Raw genomic sequence first — 24,673 nt, 5'->3', positions numbered from 1 at the left:
GCCTAAGATTTTAACGCCTTCTGGTACTCAGCTGACTTTAAACCGGGACAGCGAATCTTTCAGTTGATGAGACAACTCGGCCAGGTCACCACTGGCTTCTGATATCTGGGCCATGGCCTGTTTGGTCTCAACGGACTTTTCTGCAATTGTAGATACGTTGAGCGTTACTTCTTCGGCTGTGGCTGATTGCTCTTCGGATGCAGTCGCAATCTGCTCCGCCATACCGGACATCCGGGTGACCTCCTCCACTGCCTCGCGAAGCTGTAATACAACGGCTCCTGCCCGCTCGGAAATACCGCTGGCCTGGACGCTGCAGCGGGTAACCACCTGTGAAGCACGCTCCGACGAATTCACCAGAGTTTCGATGGAACTACTGATCTCCTCGGTCGCCTTCTGGCTATTCTGGGCCAGGCTGCGCACCTCATCCGCAACCACCGCGAAGCCCCGGCCCTGTTCACCGGCCCGGGCCGCTTCAATAGCGGCATTCAGAGCCAACAAATTGGTCTGGTCGGCGATGGACTTTATCGAATCCAGAACCCTGGTGATGGATTCCATATTCTTTCGCAAGTCCTCTATGCCGGCCTCAGCTTCCTCCAGTTCCCTGGCCATAGCACGGGTGTCCTCAGCGGAGGATTCCACCTCGGCTGCGCTGCGGCTGACCGCCTCATGAGTGCGCTTGGCGCTGGCTGCCGATTCCGCGGTGTTCTGGGACACTTCGTTGATGGCGGAGGACATTTCCTCAATGGCCGACGCCACCTGCTCAGTCTGCTCTGCCTGCTGATTCACACTCTCCAGAGTATGTGAGGAAGTACCCGACAATTGTTCAGATGCACTGGCCTGGCGCTGGGAAGCCTCCTCGACCCTGAAGATCACTTCTTTCAGGTCCGACACCATTTTGAGCATGGAGCCGTAAACACCCGTTGCCCTGTCACTTTCGGACGAATCGATGACCAGATTACCCGCAGCCACCTGCTCCGCCAGTGCCTGCAATTCGGCCGGGTCTCTGCCGAGGGGTTTCATGATCCGCACTGCGGTCCAGACCGCCACGGCCACTACAGCCAGGATCACAATAGCAATGGCTATCGCGGCCAGCGTCCACATTTCACGCACGGGCGCCAAGGCCTCGTCTTCGCTGATCTCCGCCACCAGCGCCCAGTTCAACCCGCCTACAGCAACTGGCCTGTGGGCGGAAAACACTGGTTCGCCCCGGTAGGACGTAACCACGCCTTCACCGGAATTCCCAGCCAGAGCTTCATCCACCGATGTCGAACTTATGCGCCCATTCTCCGGGTCGGCAAAGGAAGCGACAACGCTGCGGTTTTCCGGATCCAGGTATGAGTCTGACCGCATCAGGTTATCCGGGCCCACCAGATAGGCATCCCCGGTTTCGCCCATGCCATCTCGCTCCATCATGATGTTGTTCAGGCTGTCGATGGGGAACTGGAAGGCCAGCACGGCCAGCCGCTCATCCTTTTCGGAATATATGGGGGTTGCCACAAATCCGGCGGGCGCACCGTAGGACGGTACATACCGAGTAAAATCAACAAAAGTCGGAGCAGTATCCTGTCCGTCAGACAGCGCCTGACGATAAGCTGCCGCAAGGCCGGAATCCGCGTAGGGACCGTCTTTCAGGGAGGTAGCAAAATCAACCTCTTTGGCTACGGAATAGATAACATGGCCTGTATCGGCATCAATGAGATAAATATCGTAGTAGCCGAACGCCTCCTGAAACTCCTTGAACGAGGTGTGCCACTGTTTGTGAAGGGTGTTATAAAACTGCGCGATATGGACGTCGGCCGATACCAATTCGTCTTTCTGCCCCACAGGATTCGGGTTGTCCACGATGTAACCCATCTGCAGAGCCAGGCTGTTTTTGCTGAGGGATGCAACGAAATCCGAGGCTGAACGTCCCTTAGCACCACCATTTTGCTGTAAGGGTGGCAAGAAATTCTGCTGATAATAAGCCTCGACGTTTTCTCGTAAGGTCGACTGCTCCTCTTGTACCAGTTTTTCGTAATTCTGAAATGCCAAACCAAACCCCTGGGCCGCCGTTCGGGTCCCGCGATTATTGGCCATGGCTTTCAGCTGCCGGGCAATAGTGCTGAGATAATCTTCAACACTATGCTGCTTGTTGGTAGCCGCAATAGAGAGTTGTTGCAACGCCTGTTCCGTCAGGCTCTGTCGGGCAATTTCGGCGTTAAAAAACGAGATGGCAATGACGGGAAGCAGGCCAACCAGCAGCAAGGTCAGCAAAAGACGTTTCTTGAGAGTCATCAATAGCCCTTCTTTTATATTGTTCTTATGTTAACCATCGGCTATCGGCAGGTTTTCTTTAGCCCAGAACAACTCAAAAAAGAGGCGAATCTTATTTAACCAATTGAAATGGGAGGGGAAGTAACTCCCCTCCCACTCGATTCAGGCGCTACCACGTTACCAGTAGATGCCCCGCATGATGGCGGCGAAAGCCACCTGCTCTGTGGACACCTTCGGCTTCTCGCCGGATCGACTGCCGGCGGCGGCAGGTGAATCCGGGAACATCCGGTAACCGGTGTTCATGACAATCTCGCCCATCTTGGGTGCCAGGGCATGCAGCACCTGGGCAAAAATCCCGAGACGAGTCGCGATGCGTTTCGGTCGATAAACAATCGCGTCAGCGACCATGCCTGCGGCCTCGTCCGGCGTCAGGGTAGGCACCGAATCGTAGATCTTGGTCGGCGCAATCATCGGGGTCTTCACCAACGGCATGTTGATGGTGGTGAAGGTCACGTTGCGATCTGACCACTCCGCAGCAGCGCAACGGCTGAATGCATCCAGGGCAGACTTGGACGCCACGTAGGCCGAGAATCGGGGCGCGTTGGTCAACACCCCGATAGACGAGATGTTCACTACGTGCCCTCGGCGGTTCTCCAGCATCTTCGGCGCAAAGCCCATGATCAGGCGCACGGAACCGAAGTAGTTCAGCTGCATGGTGCGCTCGAAATCGTGGAATCGATCGAACGACAGGTCCAGTGACCGGCGAATGGAACGCCCGGCATTGTTGACCAGCACATCCACGTGGCCGTGGTTATCCAGAACGGTCTTCACAAACTCATCGCACGCGTCCATGTCGGAGAAATCGCACGGATAGGCGTGCACGCTCGCTCCGCGAGACTCCAGCTCCGCGGTCACTTCCTTCAGACGCTCCAGTTTCCGGGCGCCGATCACCAGGATGGCGCCAGCGTCTGCCAGTTTTTGCGCCGTGGCCAGACCGATACCGGACGTTGCACCTGTCACTACGCACACGCGACCTTCAACCGTGCCCTTGAGCGTGCGGTCCTTGAACAGGTCCGGGTCCAGATTGCGCTCCCAGTAGTCCCAGATCACCGGCGCGTAGTCCGGCAGCCGGGGCACTTCAATACCGGTGCCTTTCAAAACACGCTCGGTTTCACGGGCGTCGAACCGGGTCGGGTAATTGATGAATGACATCACGGAGGGCGGAATGCCCATGTCGTCGAGGATTGCCGAGGTCAGCCGCTTCACGGGCGGAAGATTCTTCAGACTCTGGCGAATGAACGGCGGAATAAAGCCGAACATTCTGGAATCAATCCGCATCCCCATCTTGGGTGCGTGCCCCGCCTCACTAAAGATATTGAGGATTTCGCCAACCTTGTACGGATCACTGTCCACCAGGTGGAAGCACTTGCCGTCTTCACCCTCAAGGTGGGCAATGTGGTCCATGGCGTTAACTACGAAATCCACCGGCACAATGTTCAGACGCCCGCCTTCGACACCAATGGTCGGCACCCACTGGGGTAGCGCATGGCGAATTTTCTGAATCATCTTGAAGAAGTAGTAGGGGCCATCCACCTTGTCCATTTCGCCGGTGGAAGAATGACCAATTACCATGCCCGGGCGGTAAATGCGGAAGGGAACCTTACATTCCTCCCGAACCACCTTTTCAGATTCGTGCTTGGTGCGCAGGTAAGGATGGTCCAGCTTCTCGGCTTCCTCGAACATGTCTTCGCGGAAAACCCCCTTGAACAGCCCGGCAGCCGCGATGGAAGACACGTGATGGAAGTGTTTGGCGCCCATTGCCTCGGCAGCACTCACCGCAGCCCGAGTGCCCTCGATGTTGGTCGCCTGCTGAGCTTCTTCGTCGGCCCCCATGTCGTACACGGCGGCGAGGTGAAAGAAGTGGTCGATTTTCCCTTTCAGGGCTTTCAGTGTCTTGGCGTCAATACCCAGATTTTTGCTGGTCAGGTCGCCTATGACAGCCTTCACCTGGGTTTCATCCGCACCCCACCGCTCGCGCAATTTGTCCAACTTGTCCTGGGATTGTTCACGCACCAGAACGTGGACAGTACCCCCACGTGCCAGAAGCTTCTCCACGAGGAAACGGCCAATAAATCCGGTGCCACCCGTCAGGAAATAATTCATCGATCTTCCACCCTGCCTGTTGCTCTGTTGTTGTCTATCCATGCCGGCACTCATACAACTAAAGTCTTAGAGTTTTCCGGAAACGCCGGCATTGTACTTAATTGCAACCTTCATGTATCGAACTTTTTTAGAGCTTTTACTCTGTAAGCCTTTGTTTTGCATAGAGCTATTACTCTAAAAATTTTCTCCCGCACGCTCAACGGGCCTGTCCGGTTCGCCGACACAATGCTTTTGAGACTAGCACAGGAATTGGCCCATGCATGCCCAATTTCCGGATTACCGCAAAGCAATGAAAGCGCCCGCCAGCAATGACATAATCGGGAACTTATCGCGCCTTCTGGCATCTCTTCTTTTCACAGGAAAACCGATCTTCGGAACCACCAATCATGCAAAAAGACAATCCCAACGCAGAACGATACATTTCCATTGCCCGAGCCTGTTTGAGGGCCATAAACGACACCGCCGAAAACGCAGGTTCCCGCGAGGAGAAAATCCAGGCGGTCTACGAGGCCATTGATCAAGCCTTCCAGGCCGAGTTTGCCGATTACCGACAGTCCGTCGCCATCATGGCCACGGTTCTGGAGCGTATCGCCTCTGGCCAGCTGGACGGTGAGAAAGCCGCGGATCTCGCTCGTAAAACATTGGACCAGCAACCAGAGAGCACACGCAGCGCGCCGATGCACTGATACACGAAACTCTTCTCCGAATCACAGAGAACCTATGAACACACGCACCGTCAGGAAGAACTCAATGCAGAACCCGATATCACGCCTGTTTTCCCTGCTGACACTTGTGCTGTTCAGCACCCTTGCTTTTGCAGCCCAGATTCCGGAGAAGAGCCCCAATGACGATAACCAGTACCGGTTCATCGAACTGGATAATGCCCTGAAGGTGATTCTGGTTTCGGATCAGGATGCCGACAAAGCGGCTGCCTCGATGAACGTTGCTGTCGGTAGTGGCGATGATCCGGCGGATCGGGAAGGACTCTCCCACTTCCTGGAGCACATGCTGTTCCTTGGAACCGAGAAATATCCGGATCCAGGGGAATACCAGCAGTTCATCAAGAGCCATGGCGGCCAGCACAATGCCTTCACTGCATTCCAGGACACGAATTATTTCTTCGATGTTCAAGCCGAATTTCTGGAACCGGCCCTGGACCGATTCGCGCAGCAGTTTTCCGCACCCCTGTTTACCGCCGAACTGGTGGACCGTGAACGCAACGCCGTGCACTCGGAATTCAGCGCCAAACAAAAAGACGATGGGCGCCGATTCTATTCCGTAAAAAAAGCCGCCAGTAATCCCGACCACGCCTTCAGCCAGTTTGCGGTGGGCAACCTCAGCACCCTGGAGAACACCGAAGACAACCCGCTCCGGCCTGACCTGATCGAGTTCTGGAAGCAGCACTACTCCTCGAACATCATGAGCCTGGCGGTTTACGGGCCGCAAACCCTGGACGAACTGGAATCCATGGTGCGAGGCCGGTTCGATGCCATCGAAAACCGAAACCTCGAAACCAAACGCCATGTGGCCAGCCTTTACCGGGCGGAGGACCTCCCGGCCAAGGTAACAGCAGAAGCGCTCAAGGATGTTCGCAGCCTGTCGCTTACCTTCCCGATTCCATCCCAGGAAGAAAACTACCGTACTAAGCCCGTCAGCTACGTGGCCAACCTGCTTGGCCATGAGGGCCCAGGCAGTCTTTTCGATGCGCTTAAAAAGGCCGGTCTGGCCGAGAGCCTCTCCGCAGGTCTGGGCATGGATACCGGTGAAAACGCCACCCTCGAGATCAGCATCTCCCTGACACCCGAGGGGCTAGCTCGCCATGAGGACATTTTGCCGTTGGTGTTCGAGTACATTGAAAAGGTTCGCCAGAGAGGAATCAGCGAGCAGCGCTTCCTCGAGATGCAGAACCTTGCACGAATAGACTTCCGGTTCCGCGAGCAGGGTAACCCCCTGCATGAGGCGATGCGTCTCTCTCGCTACCTGCAGGACTATCCGCCGGAAGACGTACTGCGGGCTCCCTGGCTGGTTGAGCGCTTTGCACCGGAGCAGTATCGCGACATTCTGGACAGACTGACACCGGAAAACCTGCTTGCCTTCGTTCTGGCACCGGAACCTGAACTGGAGAATCCGAATCGCACCGACTGGTACAACGCCGCCTGGACCCGGGAAGCCCTGAATCCGGAAATGCTCACGGCTCGGAGCCTCCCTGAGCTCTCGGCCCAGCTGCGTTTACCCCCTGAAAACCCCTTCGTACCGGAAGATCTGGCGATGGTATCGGGAAGCACGATGGACCAGCCGACAAGACTCGGCGCACTTGAAGGAATGGATGTCTGGTTTGCCCGGGACACCCGGTTTGATACCCCGAAAGCCAATGTGTTCGTGGGTCTTCGAACGCCAGCCACCCGGGCTTCGGCCCGCAGCTACGTTCTGACCCAGCTGCTGGTAGACACCATCAATACTAATCTGAATGCCTGGGCTTACTCCGCCAGCCTCGCGGGCCTGGATTACAGCGTTTACCCTCATCTGAGGGGTATCACGGTTCGTGTCGGCGGTTACAACGATAAACTCCATACCCTGATGAACCGGATACTGGTCCAGGTGGCTACACCAGAGCTAACGAAGCAGCGTTTTGAAATCGCCCGGCAACAGCTGATTGACGGCCTTCAGAACAAGGCCAAGGACCGCCCGGTGGAACAGACCTCGGAGTTCGTACAGACGTCCCTTATCGAAGGTGCCTGGCCGACTGACGCCAAGCTCAAGGCTGCCCGGGAAGTGAGCTTCGATGAACTGAACTCCTTCTCGGAGGCCCTGCTCTCACAGGTGGACCCGGTCATGCTGGCCCATGGAAATCTCACGGAAGCCTCGGCCCTGAACCTGGCGCGGCAGATCGACGCGATTGTTCTGGGCAACAGTGAATTGACCGAGGTAGACCGCAGTCAGGTACGTCAGTTGCCAGACACTGAAACGATGGTTTCCATTGAGGTAGACCACCCGGACACCGGCTATACACTCTACATGCAGGGCGACAACACCAGCTTCGAGGAACGGGCCCGATTCCGTCTGCTGGCCCAGATCATCAGCAGCCCGTTCTATGAGGAAATAAGAACCAACCGCCAGTTGGGCTATATCGTATACGCGACGCCTTTCGAAATGCTGGAGACGCCTGCCCTCGGGTTTGTAGTGCAATCGCCGTCGGCAACGCGCGCAGAGATCGACCAGGCCGTTCAGGAGTTTTCCAACAGCTTCGAGGAGACCTTGTCAGCATTGACAGCGGAGCGTCTGGAACGCGAAAAGCAGGCTGTCATCAGCAAACTGCTGGAGAAGGACCGGCAACTTAGCGAGATCTCCAGCCGCTACTGGCGCGAGATTGATCGAGACATGGAAAGCTTTGATTCCCGTGAGCAACTGGCCGACGCGGTGCGAGGCGTGAGTAAAGCGGCACTGCTTGAAACGTTCCGGAAGTCGGTTCTGGAGCGAGACCAGAGCCTGCAGGTTGTGACCGGCGGAGACGGCCTTGAGGCGAGTCGGGCTTTGGGCAGGCTAACGGAACTGCCACCGGTACCCGCCAGCTGAAAACATTAGCAGGTACGCAGAAAACGAGCCCAGTCCTCGGGCTCGTCAACATCCCAGCGGGGCTCGAGCAAACAATAGCTGAGCCCCGACTCTTCCAGTCGATCACAGGTTTGAGTCAGAACTTCGGGCGTCCCCCAGGCAATGTCGTCGAGCATTCCCTCCGCCACTCTGGAGGCCCCAATCAGCACATAGCCGCCATCGTCTGACGGGCCGAGCACAACGTCATAATCCGCCAAACAGGCAACCGCCTTGCGGGCATAATCCGGGTCCACCGACGGGCAATCACTGCCAACAATCAGGGCCCGCTCGTAATCCCCAAGTGACTGACTGAGGGCGCGGTGCATCCGCTCCCCGAGCGTCCTGCCCTGCTGGACGCCCTGATGCAGACCTGCACCTTCCAGTTCTTCAACAATCGATTCGGCCTCGCCGGGCCGATCATCAGCCGGTCGGTCCCACCAGAACTCTACCGGGTAGCCGGTCGCACACAGGTTATCCAGCACCGCCAGCGTAAGTCGGATGTGGGCATCAAGTGCGCCCACAGCGCCTAACTCCGGCATCAAACGGGTTTTTACCCGGCCAGCCTCCGGCCATTTGGCAAACTGCAGAAAGACCGCCGACGGAAAGTTACTTTGGGGCATTACGCACATCCGATCGATAGATTTGGGCCAGAGACTCTGGCGATTCACCACGCCAGTAACGCCAGCGCAGTTGCCACATAAGAAGAATCGTTCGCCAGGCACCATTTTTCTGCCAACGGCGGCTATCGGTAACAACAGGTTCGTTTATACAGAAGGGACGGAACACCAGGCAAAGACGACGTGAAAACTCCACATCTTCCATCAGCGGCATAGGCTGAAAGCCGCCCAGCGCCTCGAAAGTATCCCGTCGTACAAACATGGCCTGATCGCCGGTGCAGATGCCGGTCAGGCGGGAGCGCTGATTCATGAACCAGGCAATAACCCGGAACAGCGGTCGCTCACCGCTCAACCGCACATCGAACCGTCCCCAGGCCCGGCGCGTCTGGACGAAACGTGCGAGGTGCTCAAGAGTGTTGTCCGGCAGGCGCGTATCCGCGTGCAAAAACAACAGAAGATCGCCTGTTGCCGCCGCTGCCCCGGCGTTCATCTGAAGCGCCCGTCCCTTCTCTGCGACAACCACCCTGTCGCAAAGCGACCGGGCCAGCTCAACGGTTCGATCGGTGCTGCCACCATCAACGACAACCACCTCATGCCCCCGTGTACGAATCGTTTGCAGGGCACGCAGGGTTTCCGTAACACCCGCCGCCTCCATCCATACAGGAACAATCACACTTAATGAGAAAGGGTCTGGCAAAACAAACTCCGTGACAATCACCGAAACCGGGTCGCACCTTGAGCCTCTTGGCTTAGCCCGCTATCATAGCGCCCTTCTCGCAATAATGCCCCCGTAGCTCATCTGGATAGAGCGTCCCCCTCCTAAGGGGAAGGTAGCAGGTTCGAGTCCTGCCGGGGGTACCACCTCTCTCGCCCTTCTCTGGACCTCTGATATTCACCGGGATTCAAGCAGGCTAAACTGCCCCTTTTCACTGACACCTGGACTCCTCAATGGCCCGCTTTACCGAAATCGGCACCGCAACCATTCCCGGCAAAGGAACCCAGTTGCGGCTGTTACAACGCAATGATGAGTTTTCCATTAAAATCGCAGGAACCACCGGTGAATTGATGAACAGCCGCATCCACGGCTCGGAGGATGCCCTCGCCACCCTGGCGTGCGAACGCATTGCCGATCAACCCACTCCGCGAGTGCTGATTGGCGGCCTGGGCATGGGGTTCACGCTGGCCGCAGCATTGTCCGCCCTTGGAGAAGATGCGCAGGTAACGGTTGCCGAGCTGGTTCCCGAAGTAGAAGCCTGGAATCGTGGCCCGCTAGGCTCCGCAGCTGGCAACCCGCTGAATGATCCGAGAGCCCGGGTACAGATCGGTGATGTGGCGGAATTACTGAGAAATTCAAACAGCGAGTGGGACGCCATCCTTCTCGATGTCGACAACGGTCCGGAAGGACTGACCCGCAAAGAAAACGACTGGATCTATTCACCGGAAGGCATTGCGGCCGCCCAGAAAGCCCTGCGTCCTGACGGCATACTCGCCTACTGGTCAGCCGGCCAGGAGCATGCCTTCACCGAGAGGCTACGCCGGGCCGGATTTTCTGTTGAAGCGGTCACAGTGAGGGCTCTGCGGCCGGGCAAGGGTGCCCGCCACGTTATCTGGCTGGCGTGGTAAGCTATTCGAAGAAGCTATCCCCCCTGTTTTAGAGAAAACCTATGTTACTGAAGTACAGAATCATCCCGGTTACACCTTTCCAGCAGAACTGCTCATTGATCTGGTGCGAGAAGACACGCAAGGCAGCCGTGGTGGACCCAGGCGGCGATCTTGAGAAGATCCGCGCCGCCGTGGACGAGGAAGGTGTAACGGTCGAAAAGATTCTGCTTACACATGCCCACATTGACCATGCCGGCGGAACCGCAGAGCTGTCGAAAACGCTGGGAATTCCCGTTGAAGGGCCACAGAAGGAAGACAATTTCTGGATTGTCGGCCTGCCCCAGCAGGCACAGATGTTCGGGTTTCCGGCACCGGAAGTATTCACCCCGGATCGCTGGCTTGAAGATGGGGAGAAGGTGACTGTGGGCGATCAGACTCTGGAGGTGCTTCATTGCCCGGGCCACACGCCTGGCCATGTGGTTTTCTACCACAGGGGCTCCGGCCTGGCGCTGGTCGGTGACGTGCTGTTCCATGGCTCCATCGGGCGCACGGATTTTCCCAAGGGGGACCACGCAACACTGATCCGCTCAATCAAGGAACAGCTGTTCCCGCTCGGAGATGAGGTCGCGTTCATTCCAGGACACGGTCCGATGTCCACATTCGGTCAGGAGCGAGCCACCAACCCCTTCGTCTCCGACCATCGGGGCTGAGCCTTTCGTCAGCCCCAGGCCGCTTTTTTATTTACGGCCCTCCTGATTCAGCCGGAACTGTTCGATGGTCTTCCTCAGATTCTCCGCCATGGCCAGCAGGTCACCGGCGATCCTCGCCGTTTCCTTGGCATCGCCGGAGGTTTGCTCCGCTGAGCGGCTTATCTCAATCACGTTGTGATTAATGGATTCGGAGACATCGCTCTGCTCGTTGGCGGCACTCTCCATTTCCTCGTTGAGATCGGTGATCTCGCGCACGGCAGCGGCAATCGTCTGTAACTCCGACTCCACGGTCAGAATCGCTGAAACCTGCTGCTCTGCCATTTCCGAGGCATGGCGCATGGTGGCCACACAATCGACGACCTCGCCCTTGAGTCCATTGATGGTGTTTCGGATTTCCTCCGTTGAATCCTGGGTTCTCGAGGCCAGAGCCCGCACCTCATCGGCCACCACCGAAAAACCTCGCCCCTGCTCGCCGGCCCGCGCTGCCTCGATGGCGGCATTGAGCGCCAGCAGGTTGGTTTGGTCGGCGATATTGGAAATCACCTCCAGCATATCTGACATCTGGCTTGTCCGCTGATCCAGTTGCTCAATGCGCTGCGCGCCGCTCTGGACCTCGCTGTTCAGTGCTTCAATTCCCTCAACTGCATTGCGGGCAAGGCTTTCCCCCTTGCTCGCGGATTCCGCCGTATCTGCGGATTTGCGAGTCGTGTGGATGGCGTTTTCCCGGACCTGAACCGCCGACGCAGCCATCTCTGTCGTGGCGCTGGCCACCTGATCGGTGTTGTCGCGTTGGGCGAGCACTTCCCGCTCAGTGGTGTCCGCCTTACCAGCAATGCTTCTGGCCGCCTGCTCAACCTGTTCGGCATTGTCCATTACCGTATTCATGCTCTCCCGTATCTTCGCCATCATCCGGTTGAAGGCGCGGGAAACGGAACCGATTTCGTCGTTGCGGGTAACCTCAAGCTCAATCGTCAGATCCGAGTTGCTGGAAATCTCATCCATACGGTCGTGGAGTCGCCGCAGGCGGGAAAAAACCAGTCGGGTCAAGGCGGCTGCGGTCATGAAAAACACTGCAGCAAAAATGGCCACCTGGATGCCGCCACTGGTCAGGAGCTGTTGCTGCAACCGGGCATCGCTATCAGCCAGGGAATAATCCACCCGAATGGCGCCGAGAACATCACCCTCCTTGGCCCGGTGACAGCCCAGGCAGTTCACGCCCTGGTAGTTTTCCATAGCGATCACCGGCTCAATCAGCGTGTAGACGCGGCCCTCCTTATTGCTGGAATAGGCTTCCACCCTCTCGCCTGCCAGCGCTTTCTCATCCAGAGGCTCTCTTATCTGCTCCGATGCATTGCCAGCCCCGAAGGTGCGGTTCAAATGATCACTGCGAATCACGCGCACATCCAGCACATCTTCGGATGCCATCACCTTTTGCCGTAGCACATCCCGATTACCGATGGTGCCGGTGACCATCATGGTGTTCAGCCCATCGAAGTAAGATTTCGCCAGCCCATCCACATATTTGTGGCTGAACTCTTCGAGATGATCACGCTGGGAGTCGGCGCTGTAGAGCACGGTAAACACGAGAATCAGCGAGAAGGCAGCCGCCAGGGCCGCAAGTAGCAGGAAGCGGATGGAGTAATGTTTTTTCATGATAATCCGACACCAAGGCCGCGCGGCCTGAGAGTTGTTTTGACGTTTTATGGCGACAACTAACTGTCGCCAAACTTTATAGATATGCGTCAATTATTTCCTGACCCAGATCAGATCCGGGAAAGGTCATTTGCATAACAAGAGAGGGGAGCCCTCAGGCAGGGACTTGATGGAGTTGGCCTGAAAGCTGCAGAGCTAGATAACGAGTATCCGTTATGTCCAACGCAGACTGTTCGGAAACCGCATTACGGTTCACCGAAGGAGGAATCCCATCCATGTCCCTACTGACCTCTCTGATCCGGGCAAGCACCCAGTTCCAGCAGGCCATGGAAAAGCGCCAGACGCCCTCAACAGCTCCGGAAGCCGCGACTGGCAAGGCCCAGCCCAAAGCTGTAGAAGCCGAACCGACATCTGGCGATGACCGTTTCACGCCCTCTGACAGCAGCGAGACTGATCTCTCACGCCTGAAAGCGCGGCGGCTGGCAATGGCAGACTACAAGCAAACGGTGGGGCAGGATCTTGCCTTCATTCGCGAGACACTGCGGCACAAACTTGCCGAATACAATTTACACCCCGCAACTGCTTTGAACGTGAGCAAAAACGAAAACGGCAGCGTTACGGTAGAGGGGAAAATTGCGGACAACACCCGTGCCCAGATTGAAAAAGACCTGAACGTGAACAAGAACTTCAAGGAAGCGTTCAATCGCCTGAGCGTCACCGAGCCGACCCTGCATTTCATGGATAATGCGCTCAAGTTGAACCAGGCCTACGGCGTGAACAACCCGTTACTGGACACATTGATCAGCGAGAACCAGCAGTTCAATGGCCTGCAGGATCTGGTACACCGTTACGACACCATGCGGCGCTCGGTGAGTGCTGAGCAAATGGAAGCTGCGGGAAATAGCCGGGCGTACGCCTTTAATTTGAACGCCCGGGCATAATCTAGAAGGGAGATCAGACCTCAAACGGCGCTGGATCTCCCTTGCCAACTCGGGTAACCACCGGAGCCTCGCCAGTAAAGTCCACCACCGTAGTCGCTTCCATACCGCAAAAACCACCGTCGATAATCAGATCCAGCTCATGCTCCAGGGTTTCCCGGATGTCATAGGGGTCTGTCATCGGATCGGTTTCTCCGGGCAGGATCAGGGTGCTGCTCATGATTGGCTCACCAAGTTCACCCAGCAGCTCCTGAACAATCGCATTATCCGGCACCCTTACGCCCACCGAGCGGCGTTTCGGATGCAGCAGCCGCCGGGGCACTTCACTGGTGGCATCCAGAATGAACGTGTAGGGGCCGGGCGTGAAATTCTTCAGCAACCGGTACTGGGTATTATCCACCTTCGCGTACACCCCGATGTCCGACAGATCCCGGCATACCAGGGTGAAGTTATGCTTGTCGTCCAGCCTGCGAATCCGCTTGATCCGATCCGCTGCCTGCTTATCGCCCAGGTGGCAGCCGATGGCATAGGCGGAATCCGTGGGATACACAATCACCCCGCCACGACGCAGAATATCCACCGCCTGATTGATCAGACGCTTCTGCGGCGTCTCCGGATGAATCTGGAAAAACTGACTCATGAACCCTCTCCCTGAGCGGTCCGCGCCGCCATCACCGGATCCTTCTTGGACCCACCCATACAATTCGGAGACTCCGGCGCAGTGTGACCGGTCGCCTCCCACTCTTCCGGTGAGTATAGATGCAACGCCAACGCATGAACCGGACCCGCCAACTCTTCGGCGAGCACCTTGTAAATCGCCTGATGCCGCCGCACCTTCATCTGCCCCTCAAACTCCGGCGAAACCAGGGTCACCTTGAAATGGGTTTCAGAATTCGGCGGCACACTGTGCTTGTGGCTCTCGTTCTCCACCTGAAGCACACGGGCCTCGAAGGCCTCGTTCAGCTTGGTTTCAATTGCGTTCTGGATCTTCATGTTTCAATACTCCTGCCTCCGCATTGGAACTGGAGAGGCGAATGGCACGTTGTCAGAAGCGGGTGTGGCGATGGCTTTCCCAAAAGTGTGCGTTGCCATGGATGGCAACGCCAAGCCCCCAGGGATGGGTTCACGGCGTCTTTTGGGAAAGCCATCGCCACAGCCGCCTCCCCTACACCAACCAGTCTACTACACATACAGCACACACCCGAGAGCCTTGACACTACAGAGCCAAAGCGCCACATTCCCATCCCGATTCCAAAACACCCAAACCCCATGCACCTCTACATCGCCGAAAAACCAAGCCTGGGCCGCGCCATCGCCGCCGCCCTCCCCGGCCCTCACCAGAAAGGCCAGGGCTGGATACGTTGTGGCAACGGCGAAAATGCTGCCACGGTAAGCTGGTGCATTGGCCACCTCCTGGAACCGGCAGAACCGGCGCGCTACAACCCGGCGTGGAAAAAATGGCGCCAGGAAGACCTGCCCATGTTTCCCGACAAATGGGAAGTCATGCCCAAGGACAGCGTGCGCCAGCAACTCAAGGTTTTGGAATCCCTGATTAGACAGGCCCAGATCATTATTCATGCCGGCGACCCGGACCGTGAGGGCCAACTGCTGGTAGACGAGGTTATCCGCTATTTCGGCACCAGAGCACCGGTGCAGCGCATTCTAATCAACGATCTGACCCCAGCGGCCGTATCTCGCGCTATACAGAGCCCCAAAGACAACCGCGATTTCCGTCGACTGTCCCATTCAGCGCTCGCCCGGCAACGGGCAGACTGGTTGTATGGTATCAACCTGACCCGCTTCTACACGCTCAGTTACCAGCAACAAGGGGAGCAAGGCGTCTATTCCGTTGGCCGGGTCCAAACCCCGGTACTTGGCCTTGTGGTTGAGCGTGACAACACCATCGAAAACTTCCAGCCTAAGCCCTATTACCGGATTGAAGCCCGATTCAAGGCTCAGGAAGAGGAAGCCGACCAGCGAAGCTTCACCGCCCGTTGGTTGCCCAACGAACAGTTCCAGAATTATCTGGATGAAGAAAATCGCCTGCTGAATCGGGAAATTGCTGAACAGATTGCCGACAGTGTCCGAAGCCGCCCCGGCACAATCACCGAATCCCGCTTTCGGGATCGGTCCGAAGCGCCACCTTTGCCGTTTTCCCTATCGGCCCTGCAAATCGAAGCAGGCCGACTGTTCCGGATGGGCGCCAAAGAGGTCCTGGATACCGCCCAGAACCTGTACGAGCGCCACCAGCTCATCACCTACCCTCGATCTGATTGCCGGTATCTACCGGAGGGCCATTACGGCCAGCGGGAACAGGTGGTAAGGGCCATTGCCCGGGTCGCACCCGATCTTCAGGAGGCCTGTAGCGGCGCAGATCTCGATCGCCGGACGGCTGCGTGGAACGATAAACAGGTCGACGCCCACCATGCCATTATTCCAACCAGCCGCCCCACGCCCAACGGCAAACTCACTGCAGCAGAAGAAAAAATCTACGGCCTGATCAGCCGGCATTACCTGATGCAATTCGCGCCTGATGCCGTGCACCGGGAAGGCAAACTGACGGTTCGAGTGTCAGAGCACGAATTCCGCGCCACGGAAACCGCCATCCTGGAGCCCGGCTGGAAAGCGCTGGAACTGAAACTCCGGGAAGGGCGCAACGAGCCGGACAAGACGCCCCTGCCGAGGCTGGAAAAAGGCGAGCCGGTATTCTGTGAAGATAGCAGCCTCACTGAACGGAAGACCCAGCCGCCGCAGCATTTTACCGATGCGACCCTGCTATCGGCGATGACCAACATTGCCCGGTTTGTCACCGCTACCGAACTCAGAAAAACCCTGCGGGAAACCGATGGCCTGGGCACCGAGGCAACCCGGGCTTCCATCATCGAAACCCTCTTCAAGCGGGATTACCTATACCGTGACAGTCGACACATCCGGGCTACCGACAAAGCCAAAGCATTGATCGGCGCCCTGCCCAAATCGGTCAGCAAACCGGATCGCACAGCAGTATGGGAAGCCAATCTGGAAAGCATTCGCCGCGGAGAGGGTGACCCGAGGCAGTTCCTGGAAACCCTGAAAGATGAAATACGCGCCTTTCTGGACAAACCCCAGGGCCAGCCCGCCCAGGACTGCGAGCATGCCGGGACAGAATCAGCCGAGGCCCGGCCCCATTGCCCTAAATGCCGTGCCCCAATGACGGAGCGGGACGGCAAGTTCGGCCGATTCTATGCCTGCACCCGCTACCCCGATTGCCGGGGTACCCGACCACTGGAAGAAGCCGCACCCCAGGATGGTACTGGCCAAAAACCCATTCCCTGCCCCCATTGTTTCTCGCCCCTGGTGCGGCGAAAGGGCAAAAAAGGCTGGTTCTGGGGCTGCAGTAATTTCCCGGGCTGCCGACAAACACTGGACGACGACAACGGAAAGCCTGCAGTCCGTTTACGCAAGTCTACATAACGATACTGAAGGCAGATCCACATTTTGTGATAATTGGTTGATATAGCAGAGTAGTCCGTCAAGCGCTCTGCTCCATAACAGGCAAGAGAGCAACACTCCGGGAGAGGCTTAATGCGTATTGCTTTGCTTGAAGATGAAACCGAACAGGCACAGCACATCCAGTCAATTCTGTCTGAGCGCGGGCATCACTGCGATAGCTTCCCTACCGGCCAAAATTTCCTGAGCGCAGTTCTGCATCGTAGCTACGACCTGCTTATTCTGGATTGGCAGATTCCGGATATGACTGGCATCGACGTTCTGGAGAGCGTCCGGGCCCAGCTCAACTGGCCAATTCCCGTGGTTTTCCTCACCCAACGGGACAGCGAGGCAGACATCGTTCGCGCCCTCGATGCCGGCGCCGACGATTACCTGGCAAAACCCGCCCGGGCTGCGGAACTGGTCGCGCGCATCAACGCCCTGGCGAGACGGTCCAATCCTGACAGCGAGAAGGAGGTGCTTCGCTACGGCCCGTTCGAAATCAATACGCAGCAGCGAGTCATTGCGCTTCATGGTGAAGAGCTCACGCTGACCGACAAGGATTTCGACCTGACCCTGTTCCTGTTCCAGAACCAGGGGCGTCTGCTGACCCGGGAAATGCTGCTCGAGCGTGTCTGGGGGCTGGCCAGGGACATCAATACCCGCACTGTGGATACACACATGAGCCGCCTTCGCCGTCGCCTGGGGCTCAATCCCGAAAATGGTTTCCGCATCAAGACGATTTACCAGCGCGGTTACCGCCTGGAGGCCATGAAGGCACAGGATCAGGCGTTTGATGATCAAGAACCCGCCAGGGCCGCCAATGACTGAAAGCCCGGCTCCGCGATTGCCCGTACTGCTGCTGATACTCGCTCTGCTCGCTTGCGCCGCTCCCACGGCTGCGGAGCTGTCGGTGACTCGCGGTTCTGCCGGCCATTCCGACGCATCTCCCGCCAACACAGTGCCTGAGTGGATCTACACGTTACGGCCTGGCGAGAGTTTTTCGGAAGTGGCCAGCGATCTTTTAGCGCCGAACTTTCCAGCAAGTCGCCTTTTGCAGTACAACAAGATTGAAAACGGTGCCACGCTCGGTGCCGGCGACAGTGTTCGCATTCCTCTTGCCTGGTTGAAACGCCAACCACAACCTGCACGGGCAACCTCGGTCACCGGAACTGTACAACTGATTTCCGGAAACTCGGGTCGAAAAACGCCGCTCAGTGAAGATGCCCTGATCCGCGTCGGTGACGAAATTCTATCAGCGTCCGGAACCGCCACTATTGAACTGGCAGACGGCTCGGAAGTCCGGATTTCTCCGAATTCACGGCTGATCTTCAATCGCCTGACCCAATATGGCAAAGCCGGCATGGTGGATACCCGGCTGCGACTGGACAGGGGCGAGATCCACACCCGCGTAAAACCAGTGATGGAGGGCGGCGCCCGATTCGAGATTGAAACGCCATCCGCCGTCGCCGCTGTGCGCGGGACCGCATTTGCACTTCAGACATCCGCAGAGGGTACTCGCCTGCAGGTAACCGAGGGAAATGTTGACTTCGGAGCACCCGGCAAGACCCGCCGCATTCCTGCGGGCTTCGGTGCCAGCCTGTCCACCGCGGGCAATGATGGCCTCAGCATTCGACGCCTGCCACCAGCGCCTGCCCTTGACCCACTTCCACCAAAATTGACCCAACTGCCGGCTACGATGACCTGGCAGGAAAGCCGTGCCCCCATGCATCGCGTGGATATTTTCGAAAGTGACACCGGCCGCTGGGTGGAAAGCCGCAAACTCACTGGCAGCAGCTTTGATATCGGCCGGCTGGATAACGGCAGCTATGAAGTGCACCTGGCGGCCCTCGATGCTCGCGGAACCGCCGGCATGCCTCGTGTAATTCCGGTGGAGGTCGATCTTCAGGCAAGAACCGCCAGCCTTTTGTCTCCCGCCGATGGAGACACGGTAAACGATGATATGCCCGAGTTTCGCTGGCAGTTGAACGGCGACAATGAAGTGGCTCGAGTGGAAGTTGCCGAGGACCGGGATTTCCGGAACGTTATCGCCACCAGCGAATGGGCGCCGGAAACTGCAGCGCTGCCTTCACGCCCGCTGGGGCCCGGCAAATACTACTGGCGGGTGGTTACCGAGGCAGGCGGCAACTCCGTCGCTACCACCGAGCCGCGAGAGCTTGTGGTCAATGGCAGCCTGCCCCCAGTGCGAATCATCAGTGTGAACTACATCGACAGCCAGGTCAGGGTCTTCTGGGAGAAGGTGGACACAGCCACTGACTATCGCCTACAGCTGTCGGAAGAGCCCGGTTTCAACAACATCATCAAGGAAGCAACGCTGTCTGACACCACCGCAGCCTTGCGTCTTATTCCCGGAAGGCGGTATTTTGTGCGCCTGAAAGCTCTTTCTGATGGTCCTTTGCAAAGCCGCTGGGGACCTGGGAGGGAATTGTACCTGGAATAATCCGTTGATCGAACGAAACACACAGCAGGGCTCATGAACCGGGATTGGCTGCCAATTAAAACGACCCCCTGGACTCTGGGCCTGATACTGCTGGCGCTCCTTCTGCTCATCCAGACCACGGATTTGCCCCAGCGCCTTGATTTCTTGCTCTACGATCAGGCCATTACTTCAAATCCTGTAAATGCCTCGGACGAGGTAGTACTGGTAACCATTGATGAGCTGAGTCTGAACCGCCTCGGGCGCTGGCCATGGCCTCGCACACTGCACGCAGAGCTTATTGCCAAACTTGAGCAGGCAGGCGCCAAAACCATTGTCTTCGATATTCTGTTTGCAGAACCGTCACCCGATGACCAGCAACTGGCAGAACAGATGCGCAGCCATGGCAACGTCATCCTGCCGGTCTATCTGTCTCCCCCCACATCCCAGTACCTGTTGAGCGAACAATTGCCGGTTGGACAACTGGCTTCAGCGGCCAAGGGGCTGGGCCACGCTCACGTGGAACTGGACAGCGACGGCGTTGCGCGTGGTCTCTACCTGTTTAATGGCCTGGGTCGTCAGCTCTGGCCGAGCCTAGCGCTGGCCGCTAGCGGGATAGGGCCACAAAATTCGGGGACGGAAGAGGCCCTTCCCTATGTCAATGTTCGCGATCAGTATCGGGCCATCCCCTTGATCGGTGGTGCCGGCTCCCTGCAGTCGTACTCCTTTGCAGAGGTTATTACACAACCGCCAGCCCCTGAACGTTTCAGAGGCAAAACCGTCTTTGTCGGCGCCACAGCCGCAGGTTTCGGAGACATACTGCCAACACCTTTCTCAGGCCTGAGTCGACCTATGGCCGGTGTTGAATTTCACGCCAACGTGTTCTCCGCCAGAACCCAGGGGCTGTTGATTCGCCCGGCACCGGAATGGGCTTCGGCCCTTCTGTCTTTAACAACCATTCTGATCCTCGCGCTCGCCCTGCCTCCGATGCGCCCGGCACGCACTCTGCTCGCCTGCGCAGCGGCTCTGGTCGGACTGGTCGGTCTCTATCTGTTCATGCTTCTGGCGCTGAAATGGTGGATTCCCCTGGCGAACGCTTTGCTGGTGCCGCTCCTGGCCTTTCCAGTCTCAAGCGGCCTCAGGCTCGCCATGACCAATCGTTTTCTTAACCGGCAATTGGACGACCTTGCCAGAAGCCCGCAAGTTGCCCTGCCCGCACCCTCGGGAAGAAACCCAACGCAACTTCTGGAGCACTTTCAAGCCCTCTTCCGGCCCACTGGCTGGCTTTTACTCAAGGAGAACGAGGTTCTTTCCGCCCGCGGATTGTCCCTGGCCGATGTTCCCTCTGATCTGACCCCCGGCCACTGGTTCCACGACAGCAACCGCAGCTGGATTCAGCTATTGCGCGCCGGTACCCGCTATCACCTGGGCCTGATGCTGCCCAATGATCTCGGCCGCGAAGCTGTCCAGCGCTACTTGCGCAGACTTCATCTGGAGCAGCCTGCACTGGCGGATTCAACCGCAAGACCCAGCGAAAATATCTCAGCGCGAATTGAGCGGGTGCGTATCGCCACGGATCGGCTGAATCACATGCAACAATTTATTCGCAGAAGCTTCGAGCGCATGCCCGACGGTATCATTGTTACCGACGAACTGGGCGTTATCCGCTTTGCCAACGGCCATATTGAAGAGTGGTTCCGCGAACCCATGCCGAGCCTTGCAGGCCTGCCCCTGGTCAGGTTGCTCGAAGGACATGACCCTCGGGAAACGCCGCCTTGGCACGAAACGGTTTCCGATACCCTGACACTGCAACAGAGCCGAACCGTGGATCTGAGAATTCGCGACAAGGATTTTCTGATTCATTTCGCGCCGTTTTCACTGCCCGACACTGACCAACAAGGCATCATTGCCAACATTTCGGACATTTCGGAACTGCGGGAACAGCAGCGCCAGCACCGCGAAGCCATCGACTTTATTTCCCACGACGTACGTTCGCCACTGGTTTCACAGCTTGCCCTGATCGAACAGTTGAAACGAGACCCAAGCCACATTGAACAGGAACAACTGGACCAGCTGGGACGGCTGGCCCGACGAAGCTATCACCTGGCGGAGGAGTTCGTACAACTGGCACGAGCCGAACAGCTGACAGAAACCCGGTTCTACGAATGCGAGTTTCTGGCCATCGTGGAGAATGCCCGTGATAGCGTCAGCGAACAGGCCATCGAGAAGCAGATACAGCTCCAGCTTCAGGGCACCGAAGATCTTTGGCTGAAAGGCAACGCGGAGCTTCTGGAGCGGGCCGTTATCAACCTGCTCACCAATGCGGTTCAATACAGCCCGAGTGGATCCGACGTCAGCATTCAGGTCTTCCGCGCCGGTCACCAGGCCTGTTTGACGATCGCGGACGAAGGCACAGGCATCGATCCGGAAGAACTGCCGCACCTGTTTGACCGCTACCGTCGGCAGAAGAGCTCGGAATTGGCCGGAGTACACGGTACCGGGCTGGGGCTTTCGTTCGTAAAGACCGTCGTGGAAAAACACAGGGGAGAGATATCGGTGTCATCGACACCGGGTGAAGGTTCTGCCTTCACCTTGAAACTTCCAATTGCAGATCCGCTGGCCTGAGACTTCAAACTTCAGGCCGGGAATCCCCGCCTCAGGACCGGATAGACTTGCTTACAACATCGGAGGGCTCACTGATCAGCCCGTTGGTATCCTGAACCTGAATGGTGAAATACCAGGTACCCACGTCCAGCCCGCTTACTTCGTAGGACATTTCCGCCTCGGCCTGAGCATTGATAACGACAACCTCTTCGCTCAGCTCTTCGGCATCCTGCCCGTAACGAATCACATATTTGTCGAGCTCGCCCATCGGAATGCTCTCGCCATTCACGCGAGTAAGCGGCGCGCTCCAGCTCAGCACTGCGGAACGCTCAGGAGATGGATCCTGACCACCAACGTTGCCGCCATCAGTCGGATTACCTGAACCAACCGAACCGCCGGAATCGCCCGGTGATGCAGTGCCAGCACTACCCGATGAACCACCCCCACAGCCTGTGAGAAGTGCTCCCAGAATAAACGCGGCAATCCATGCCTGTGACACTTTGATGACGCGTTTCATATGCAATTAACACCAATATATCGTCGACTTTGTAAAATTGTATAAAACGTGGACGATTATCGATGTGATGACGGTCATTTTCCTAATTACGAAAATGTCAATTTCCCGTCAGGGAATGGTAATAAAGAGGGGAAATCACTGACTAGCAAGGCAAAAATTTGCCCGGAAAGGGCGATAGCGGCGTGAGCTACTGGAAAAAAGTCTAAGCAGGGAAAGATAAGCAGGGAAAGAAATGAAGGAAGGTATATAGCATACCTCGAAATGACTGGAGACCATACTCAACTGCGAGAGCGTGCCTCTATGTAAATCAGGTGCTACCTACAACAACGCCAGCACCAACCCCTCTTCCCAACTGATCAACACCAGCGTCAGAATAGTTGCCAGAAGGAACGGAAGCAAAGCCCGGAAAATAGCCATCGGCGATGCGCCGGTCATGGCGGAACAAATATAAAGGCCCGCACCAACCGGTGGCGTAAGCAAGCCAAGAACCAAAGTCAGGCACACCACCACGCCGAACTGGTAAGCGCTGATGCCGAACTGAGCTTCCGCTATGGGCATTAGGATCGGCACGACCAATATCAGTGCGGCAATGCCATCGATCACCATGCCCACCAGCAGCAGGATACCCACGACCAGCATCAGAAACATGAAAGGGTCTGTGGTTTGTGCGGCGATCCAGCTGGCCGCGCTTTGCGGGATCTTTTCGAAGATGATCACCCAGCCGAATACGCCGGCCGCGGCAATCAGCATGATGACCATGCCGGAATTGAAGGCGGTCCGCCTCAGAACTCCGAAAAGGTTTTTGTATTTGAGGTCTCTATAAACATATTTGCCAATCACCAGCGCACCCATTGAAGCCAGCGCGGCTGATTCTGTGGGCGTGGCCAGCCCGGTGAGGATGCCGCCGATGATGATCAGCGGGATAAGCGCCGCCGGGATGCCCATCAGGAAATACTGTTTAGCCTGCTGGCGCGTTGGCCAGCTCCCTTTCGGATACTGGTATTTCAGGCCGAGCAGGCTGATAGCGATAAAAAACAGGAAGGACATCACCAGCCCTGGAATAATGCCCGCAATAAACATATCCGCAATCGGTACCTGGGCCAGAACGCCAAACAGCACGAACAGCATGGACGGCGGGATAATGGGCGAGAGCAATCCCCCGGCAGCGGTTATGGCGGCGGCATAAGGCTTTTCGTAACCGTCTTTCTCCATGGCAGGCACCATGGCGCGAGACATCATGGCGATCTGTGAGGCAGCAGAGCCCATAATGGCCGCCATCATCATGTTGGCCACCAGGTTGATATAAGCCATGCCTCCGCGGAACCCACCGACCAGGATGCGCGCCAGGTTCACCAGCCTGCTGGTAAGGCCACCCTCATTCATCAATTCGCCGGCGAGCATGAACAGGGGTATCGCCAGCAGTCCATAGCTCTGGATAGCGCCGAATAGCTGTTGCAAGTAGGAATCCAGCAGCACGGTGTTACCCGAATCGTAGATATACCAGAGCGCCGTCAGTGCCAATACCAGGGAGATCGGCACTGCCAAAAACAACAGAACGGCGAAGACAACCGCGGTCATGTCGTACCCCCGCTCTGTTCGGGGGCGGCCTCGAAACAAAGAAGATTAGCTAAACCATGAATGGTCAACGTAATCGACAGAATCGGCAGCACCATCCACACCCAGAACTTTTTAATGCCCAGGGTGCTGGTGTTCTCCGCGTACATGAAGTTGAAGGTTTCTGCCTGAAAGCTTTGCAGGTCAAACCCCACCTGATATAGCGTGACCGGGTCATACCAGCGCCAGCTGAGCCAGGCCAGAATGCCGCCAAACAGAAGCACCATCAGGTCGCTAATTTTCGCCAGTACGGTTCGGGTTCCACCTTTTACATACTCGGTCAGCAGACCCACGGCAACGCTTTCCCGCCGTTTGAGCAGCACGGATGTCGCGAAGAAAGTCATCCAGATCATGCAGTAGATCGCCAGCTCATCCACCCAGTAGATGGCGTAACCGGCAAAACGAGTGACGATGTTAAGAAGTATCAGCAGGGTCACCGCACCGGCAAGCGATGCGGCGATGACAGCTTCAATGCGTGCGACAAAATCCGAAACAGCTTTAAGCAT

At 57.1% G+C, this 24,673-nt stretch carries 19 protein-coding genes and 1 tRNA gene; 10 read left to right on the top strand and 10 right to left on the bottom strand.

Annotated features, from left to right (window positions below; genetic code table 11):
- Positions 1 to 27: 27 nt before the first annotated feature.
- Both SIC15_RS07390 and SIC15_RS07385 read right to left on the bottom strand, forming a co-directional pair.
- Entirely contained in the window at positions 28 to 2,274 is a 2,247-nt protein-coding gene (locus tag SIC15_RS07390; RefSeq protein ID WP_153637305.1) for a methyl-accepting chemotaxis protein, read from the bottom strand.
- A gap of 156 nt (positions 2,275 to 2,430) precedes the next feature.
- Complete coding sequence (locus SIC15_RS07385; RefSeq protein ID WP_136631871.1) at positions 2,431 to 4,416, bottom strand: SDR family oxidoreductase; 1,986 nt, start codon at positions 4,414 to 4,416, stop codon at positions 2,431 to 2,433.
- A 386-nt stretch (positions 4,417 to 4,802) separates the two neighbouring features.
- On the opposite strand from SIC15_RS07385, the gene SIC15_RS07380 reads away from it, so the two are divergent.
- Together SIC15_RS07380 and SIC15_RS07375 are read left to right on the top strand one after the other, a co-directional pair.
- On the top strand, positions 4,803 to 5,102 hold the full coding sequence (locus SIC15_RS07380; RefSeq protein ID WP_069184866.1) for a hypothetical protein: 300 nt from the start codon (positions 4,803 to 4,805) through the stop codon (positions 5,100 to 5,102).
- Positions 5,103 to 5,166: 64 nt separating this feature from the next.
- A complete protein-coding gene (locus SIC15_RS07375) occupies positions 5,167 to 7,989 on the top strand; it encodes an insulinase family protein (RefSeq protein ID WP_136631872.1) in 2,823 nt (940 codons plus the stop codon).
- Between the two features lie 5 nt (positions 7,990 to 7,994).
- Here SIC15_RS07375 and SIC15_RS07370 read toward each other — a convergent pair whose 3' ends face one another.
- Together SIC15_RS07370 and SIC15_RS07365 are read right to left on the bottom strand one after the other, a co-directional pair.
- On the bottom strand, positions 7,995 to 8,627 hold the full coding sequence (locus SIC15_RS07370; RefSeq protein ID WP_069184868.1) for a TIGR04282 family arsenosugar biosynthesis glycosyltransferase: 633 nt from the start codon (positions 8,625 to 8,627) through the stop codon (positions 7,995 to 7,997).
- Complete coding sequence (locus SIC15_RS07365; RefSeq protein ID WP_412537357.1) at positions 8,614 to 9,321, bottom strand: TIGR04283 family arsenosugar biosynthesis glycosyltransferase; 708 nt, start codon at positions 9,319 to 9,321, stop codon at positions 8,614 to 8,616. Before SIC15_RS07365 ends, SIC15_RS07370 begins: the two co-directional genes overlap by 14 nt.
- Before the next feature lie 87 nt (positions 9,322 to 9,408).
- Between SIC15_RS07365 and SIC15_RS07360 the strand changes: the two genes are divergently transcribed.
- From SIC15_RS07360 to SIC15_RS07350, 3 genes are all read left to right on the top strand, one after another.
- Positions 9,409 to 9,485: transfer RNA gene (locus tag SIC15_RS07360), tRNA-Arg, on the top strand.
- 87 nt (positions 9,486 to 9,572) lie between these two features.
- The gene (locus SIC15_RS07355) at positions 9,573 to 10,247 is read left to right on the top strand and encodes a spermidine synthase (protein WP_412537356.1); all 675 of its coding nucleotides are present in this window, start codon (positions 9,573 to 9,575) and stop codon (positions 10,245 to 10,247) included.
- A 41-nt stretch (positions 10,248 to 10,288) separates the two neighbouring features.
- Positions 10,289 to 10,936, top strand: coding sequence for an MBL fold metallo-hydrolase (locus SIC15_RS07350; RefSeq protein WP_069184871.1), 648 nt, complete (start codon positions 10,289 to 10,291; stop codon positions 10,934 to 10,936).
- A gap of 27 nt (positions 10,937 to 10,963) precedes the next feature.
- On the opposite strand, the gene SIC15_RS07345 is transcribed toward SIC15_RS07350, so the two are convergent.
- Positions 10,964 to 12,589, bottom strand: coding sequence for a methyl-accepting chemotaxis protein (locus tag SIC15_RS07345; protein ID WP_069184872.1), 1,626 nt, complete (start codon positions 12,587 to 12,589; stop codon positions 10,964 to 10,966).
- Positions 12,590 to 12,864: 275 nt separating this feature from the next.
- Between SIC15_RS07345 and SIC15_RS07340 the strand changes: the two genes are divergently transcribed.
- The gene (locus SIC15_RS07340; protein WP_069184873.1) at positions 12,865 to 13,530 is read left to right on the top strand and encodes a hypothetical protein; all 666 of its coding nucleotides are present in this window, start codon (positions 12,865 to 12,867) and stop codon (positions 13,528 to 13,530) included.
- A gap of 13 nt (positions 13,531 to 13,543) precedes the next feature.
- On the opposite strand, the gene SIC15_RS07335 is transcribed toward SIC15_RS07340, so the two are convergent.
- Together SIC15_RS07335 and SIC15_RS07330 are read right to left on the bottom strand one after the other, a co-directional pair.
- Positions 13,544 to 14,167, bottom strand: a complete 624-nt coding sequence (locus SIC15_RS07335) for an L-threonylcarbamoyladenylate synthase (RefSeq protein WP_069184874.1) — start codon at positions 14,165 to 14,167, stop codon at positions 13,544 to 13,546.
- Positions 14,164 to 14,520, bottom strand: coding sequence for a BolA family protein (locus SIC15_RS07330; RefSeq protein ID WP_069184875.1), 357 nt, complete (start codon positions 14,518 to 14,520; stop codon positions 14,164 to 14,166). The genes SIC15_RS07335 and SIC15_RS07330 overlap by 4 nt, the downstream gene beginning before the upstream one ends.
- Positions 14,521 to 14,796: 276 nt before the next feature.
- On the opposite strand from SIC15_RS07330, the gene SIC15_RS07325 reads away from it, so the two are divergent.
- The 4 genes from SIC15_RS07325 to SIC15_RS07310 all read left to right on the top strand — a co-directional run bounded on the left by SIC15_RS07325 (position 14,797) and on the right by SIC15_RS07310 (position 22,057).
- On the top strand, positions 14,797 to 16,980 hold the full coding sequence (locus SIC15_RS07325) for a DNA topoisomerase 3 (RefSeq protein ID WP_153634448.1): 2,184 nt from the start codon (positions 14,797 to 14,799) through the stop codon (positions 16,978 to 16,980).
- Positions 16,981 to 17,091: 111 nt separating this feature from the next.
- Positions 17,092 to 17,826, top strand: a complete 735-nt coding sequence (locus SIC15_RS07320) for a response regulator transcription factor (protein WP_069184877.1) — start codon at positions 17,092 to 17,094, stop codon at positions 17,824 to 17,826.
- Positions 17,819 to 19,456, top strand: a complete 1,638-nt coding sequence (locus tag SIC15_RS07315; RefSeq protein ID WP_069184942.1) for a FecR domain-containing protein — start codon at positions 17,819 to 17,821, stop codon at positions 19,454 to 19,456. Before SIC15_RS07320 ends, SIC15_RS07315 begins: the two co-directional genes overlap by 8 nt.
- 33 nt (positions 19,457 to 19,489) lie before the next feature.
- Positions 19,490 to 22,057, top strand: a complete 2,568-nt coding sequence (locus tag SIC15_RS07310; protein WP_069184878.1) for a CHASE2 domain-containing protein — start codon at positions 19,490 to 19,492, stop codon at positions 22,055 to 22,057.
- A 31-nt stretch (positions 22,058 to 22,088) separates the two neighbouring features.
- Here SIC15_RS07310 and SIC15_RS07305 read toward each other — a convergent pair whose 3' ends face one another.
- The 3 genes from SIC15_RS07305 to SIC15_RS07295 form a co-directional block, all read right to left on the bottom strand.
- Positions 22,089 to 22,553, bottom strand: coding sequence for a fibronectin type III domain-containing protein (locus SIC15_RS07305; RefSeq protein ID WP_227514606.1), 465 nt, complete (start codon positions 22,551 to 22,553; stop codon positions 22,089 to 22,091).
- A gap of 318 nt (positions 22,554 to 22,871) precedes the next feature.
- Positions 22,872 to 24,131: a TRAP transporter large permease gene (locus SIC15_RS07300; RefSeq protein ID WP_069184879.1), complete on the bottom strand. Its 1,260-nt coding sequence runs from the start codon at positions 24,129 to 24,131 to the stop codon at positions 22,872 to 22,874.
- The gene (locus tag SIC15_RS07295) at positions 24,128 to 24,673 is read right to left on the bottom strand and encodes a TRAP transporter small permease (protein WP_222466460.1); all 546 of its coding nucleotides are present in this window, start codon (positions 24,671 to 24,673) and stop codon (positions 24,128 to 24,130) included. Before SIC15_RS07295 ends, SIC15_RS07300 begins: the two co-directional genes overlap by 4 nt.

Origin of the sequence: Marinobacter sp. MIT932201 (genome assembly GCF_047123295.1) — a bacterium.
GTDB classification, from domain to species: Bacteria; Pseudomonadota; Gammaproteobacteria; order Pseudomonadales; family Oleiphilaceae; genus Marinobacter; species Marinobacter salsuginis.
This window is presented reverse-complemented; position numbering and strand designations above follow the sequence as displayed.

Coding starts and splice junctions, on each gene's coding strand:
- SIC15_RS07335 (WP_069184874.1), bottom strand. CDS start 14,167: ATGAGTCAGTTTTTCCAGATTCATCCGGAGACGCCGCAGAAGCGTCTG.
- SIC15_RS07295 (WP_222466460.1), bottom strand. CDS start 24,673: ATGCTTAAAGCTGTTTCGGATTTTGTCGCACGCATTGAAGCTGTCATC.
- SIC15_RS07385 (WP_136631871.1), bottom strand. CDS start 4,416: ATGAATTATTTCCTGACGGGTGGCACCGGATTTATTGGCCGTTTCCTC.
- SIC15_RS07375 (WP_136631872.1), top strand. CDS start 5,167: ATGCAGAACCCGATATCACGCCTGTTTTCCCTGCTGACACTTGTGCTG.
- SIC15_RS07340 (WP_069184873.1), top strand. CDS start 12,865: ATGTCCCTACTGACCTCTCTGATCCGGGCAAGCACCCAGTTCCAGCAG.
- SIC15_RS07350 (WP_069184871.1), top strand. CDS start 10,289: ATGTTACTGAAGTACAGAATCATCCCGGTTACACCTTTCCAGCAGAAC.
- SIC15_RS07330 (WP_069184875.1), bottom strand. CDS start 14,520: ATGAAGATCCAGAACGCAATTGAAACCAAGCTGAACGAGGCCTTCGAG.
- SIC15_RS07345 (WP_069184872.1), bottom strand. CDS start 12,589: ATGAAAAAACATTACTCCATCCGCTTCCTGCTACTTGCGGCCCTGGCG.
- SIC15_RS07325 (WP_153634448.1), top strand. CDS start 14,797: ATGCACCTCTACATCGCCGAAAAACCAAGCCTGGGCCGCGCCATCGCC.
- SIC15_RS07355 (WP_412537356.1), top strand. CDS start 9,573: ATGGCCCGCTTTACCGAAATCGGCACCGCAACCATTCCCGGCAAAGGA.
- SIC15_RS07315 (WP_069184942.1), top strand. CDS start 17,819: ATGACTGAAAGCCCGGCTCCGCGATTGCCCGTACTGCTGCTGATACTC.
- SIC15_RS07320 (WP_069184877.1), top strand. CDS start 17,092: ATGCGTATTGCTTTGCTTGAAGATGAAACCGAACAGGCACAGCACATC.
- SIC15_RS07390 (WP_153637305.1), bottom strand. CDS start 2,274: ATGACTCTCAAGAAACGTCTTTTGCTGACCTTGCTGCTGGTTGGCCTG.
- SIC15_RS07370 (WP_069184868.1), bottom strand. CDS start 8,627: ATGCCCCAAAGTAACTTTCCGTCGGCGGTCTTTCTGCAGTTTGCCAAA.
- SIC15_RS07310 (WP_069184878.1), top strand. CDS start 19,490: ATGAACCGGGATTGGCTGCCAATTAAAACGACCCCCTGGACTCTGGGC.
- SIC15_RS07300 (WP_069184879.1), bottom strand. CDS start 24,131: ATGACCGCGGTTGTCTTCGCCGTTCTGTTGTTTTTGGCAGTGCCGATC.
- SIC15_RS07380 (WP_069184866.1), top strand. CDS start 4,803: ATGCAAAAAGACAATCCCAACGCAGAACGATACATTTCCATTGCCCGA.
- SIC15_RS07305 (WP_227514606.1), bottom strand. CDS start 22,553: ATGAAACGCGTCATCAAAGTGTCACAGGCATGGATTGCCGCGTTTATT.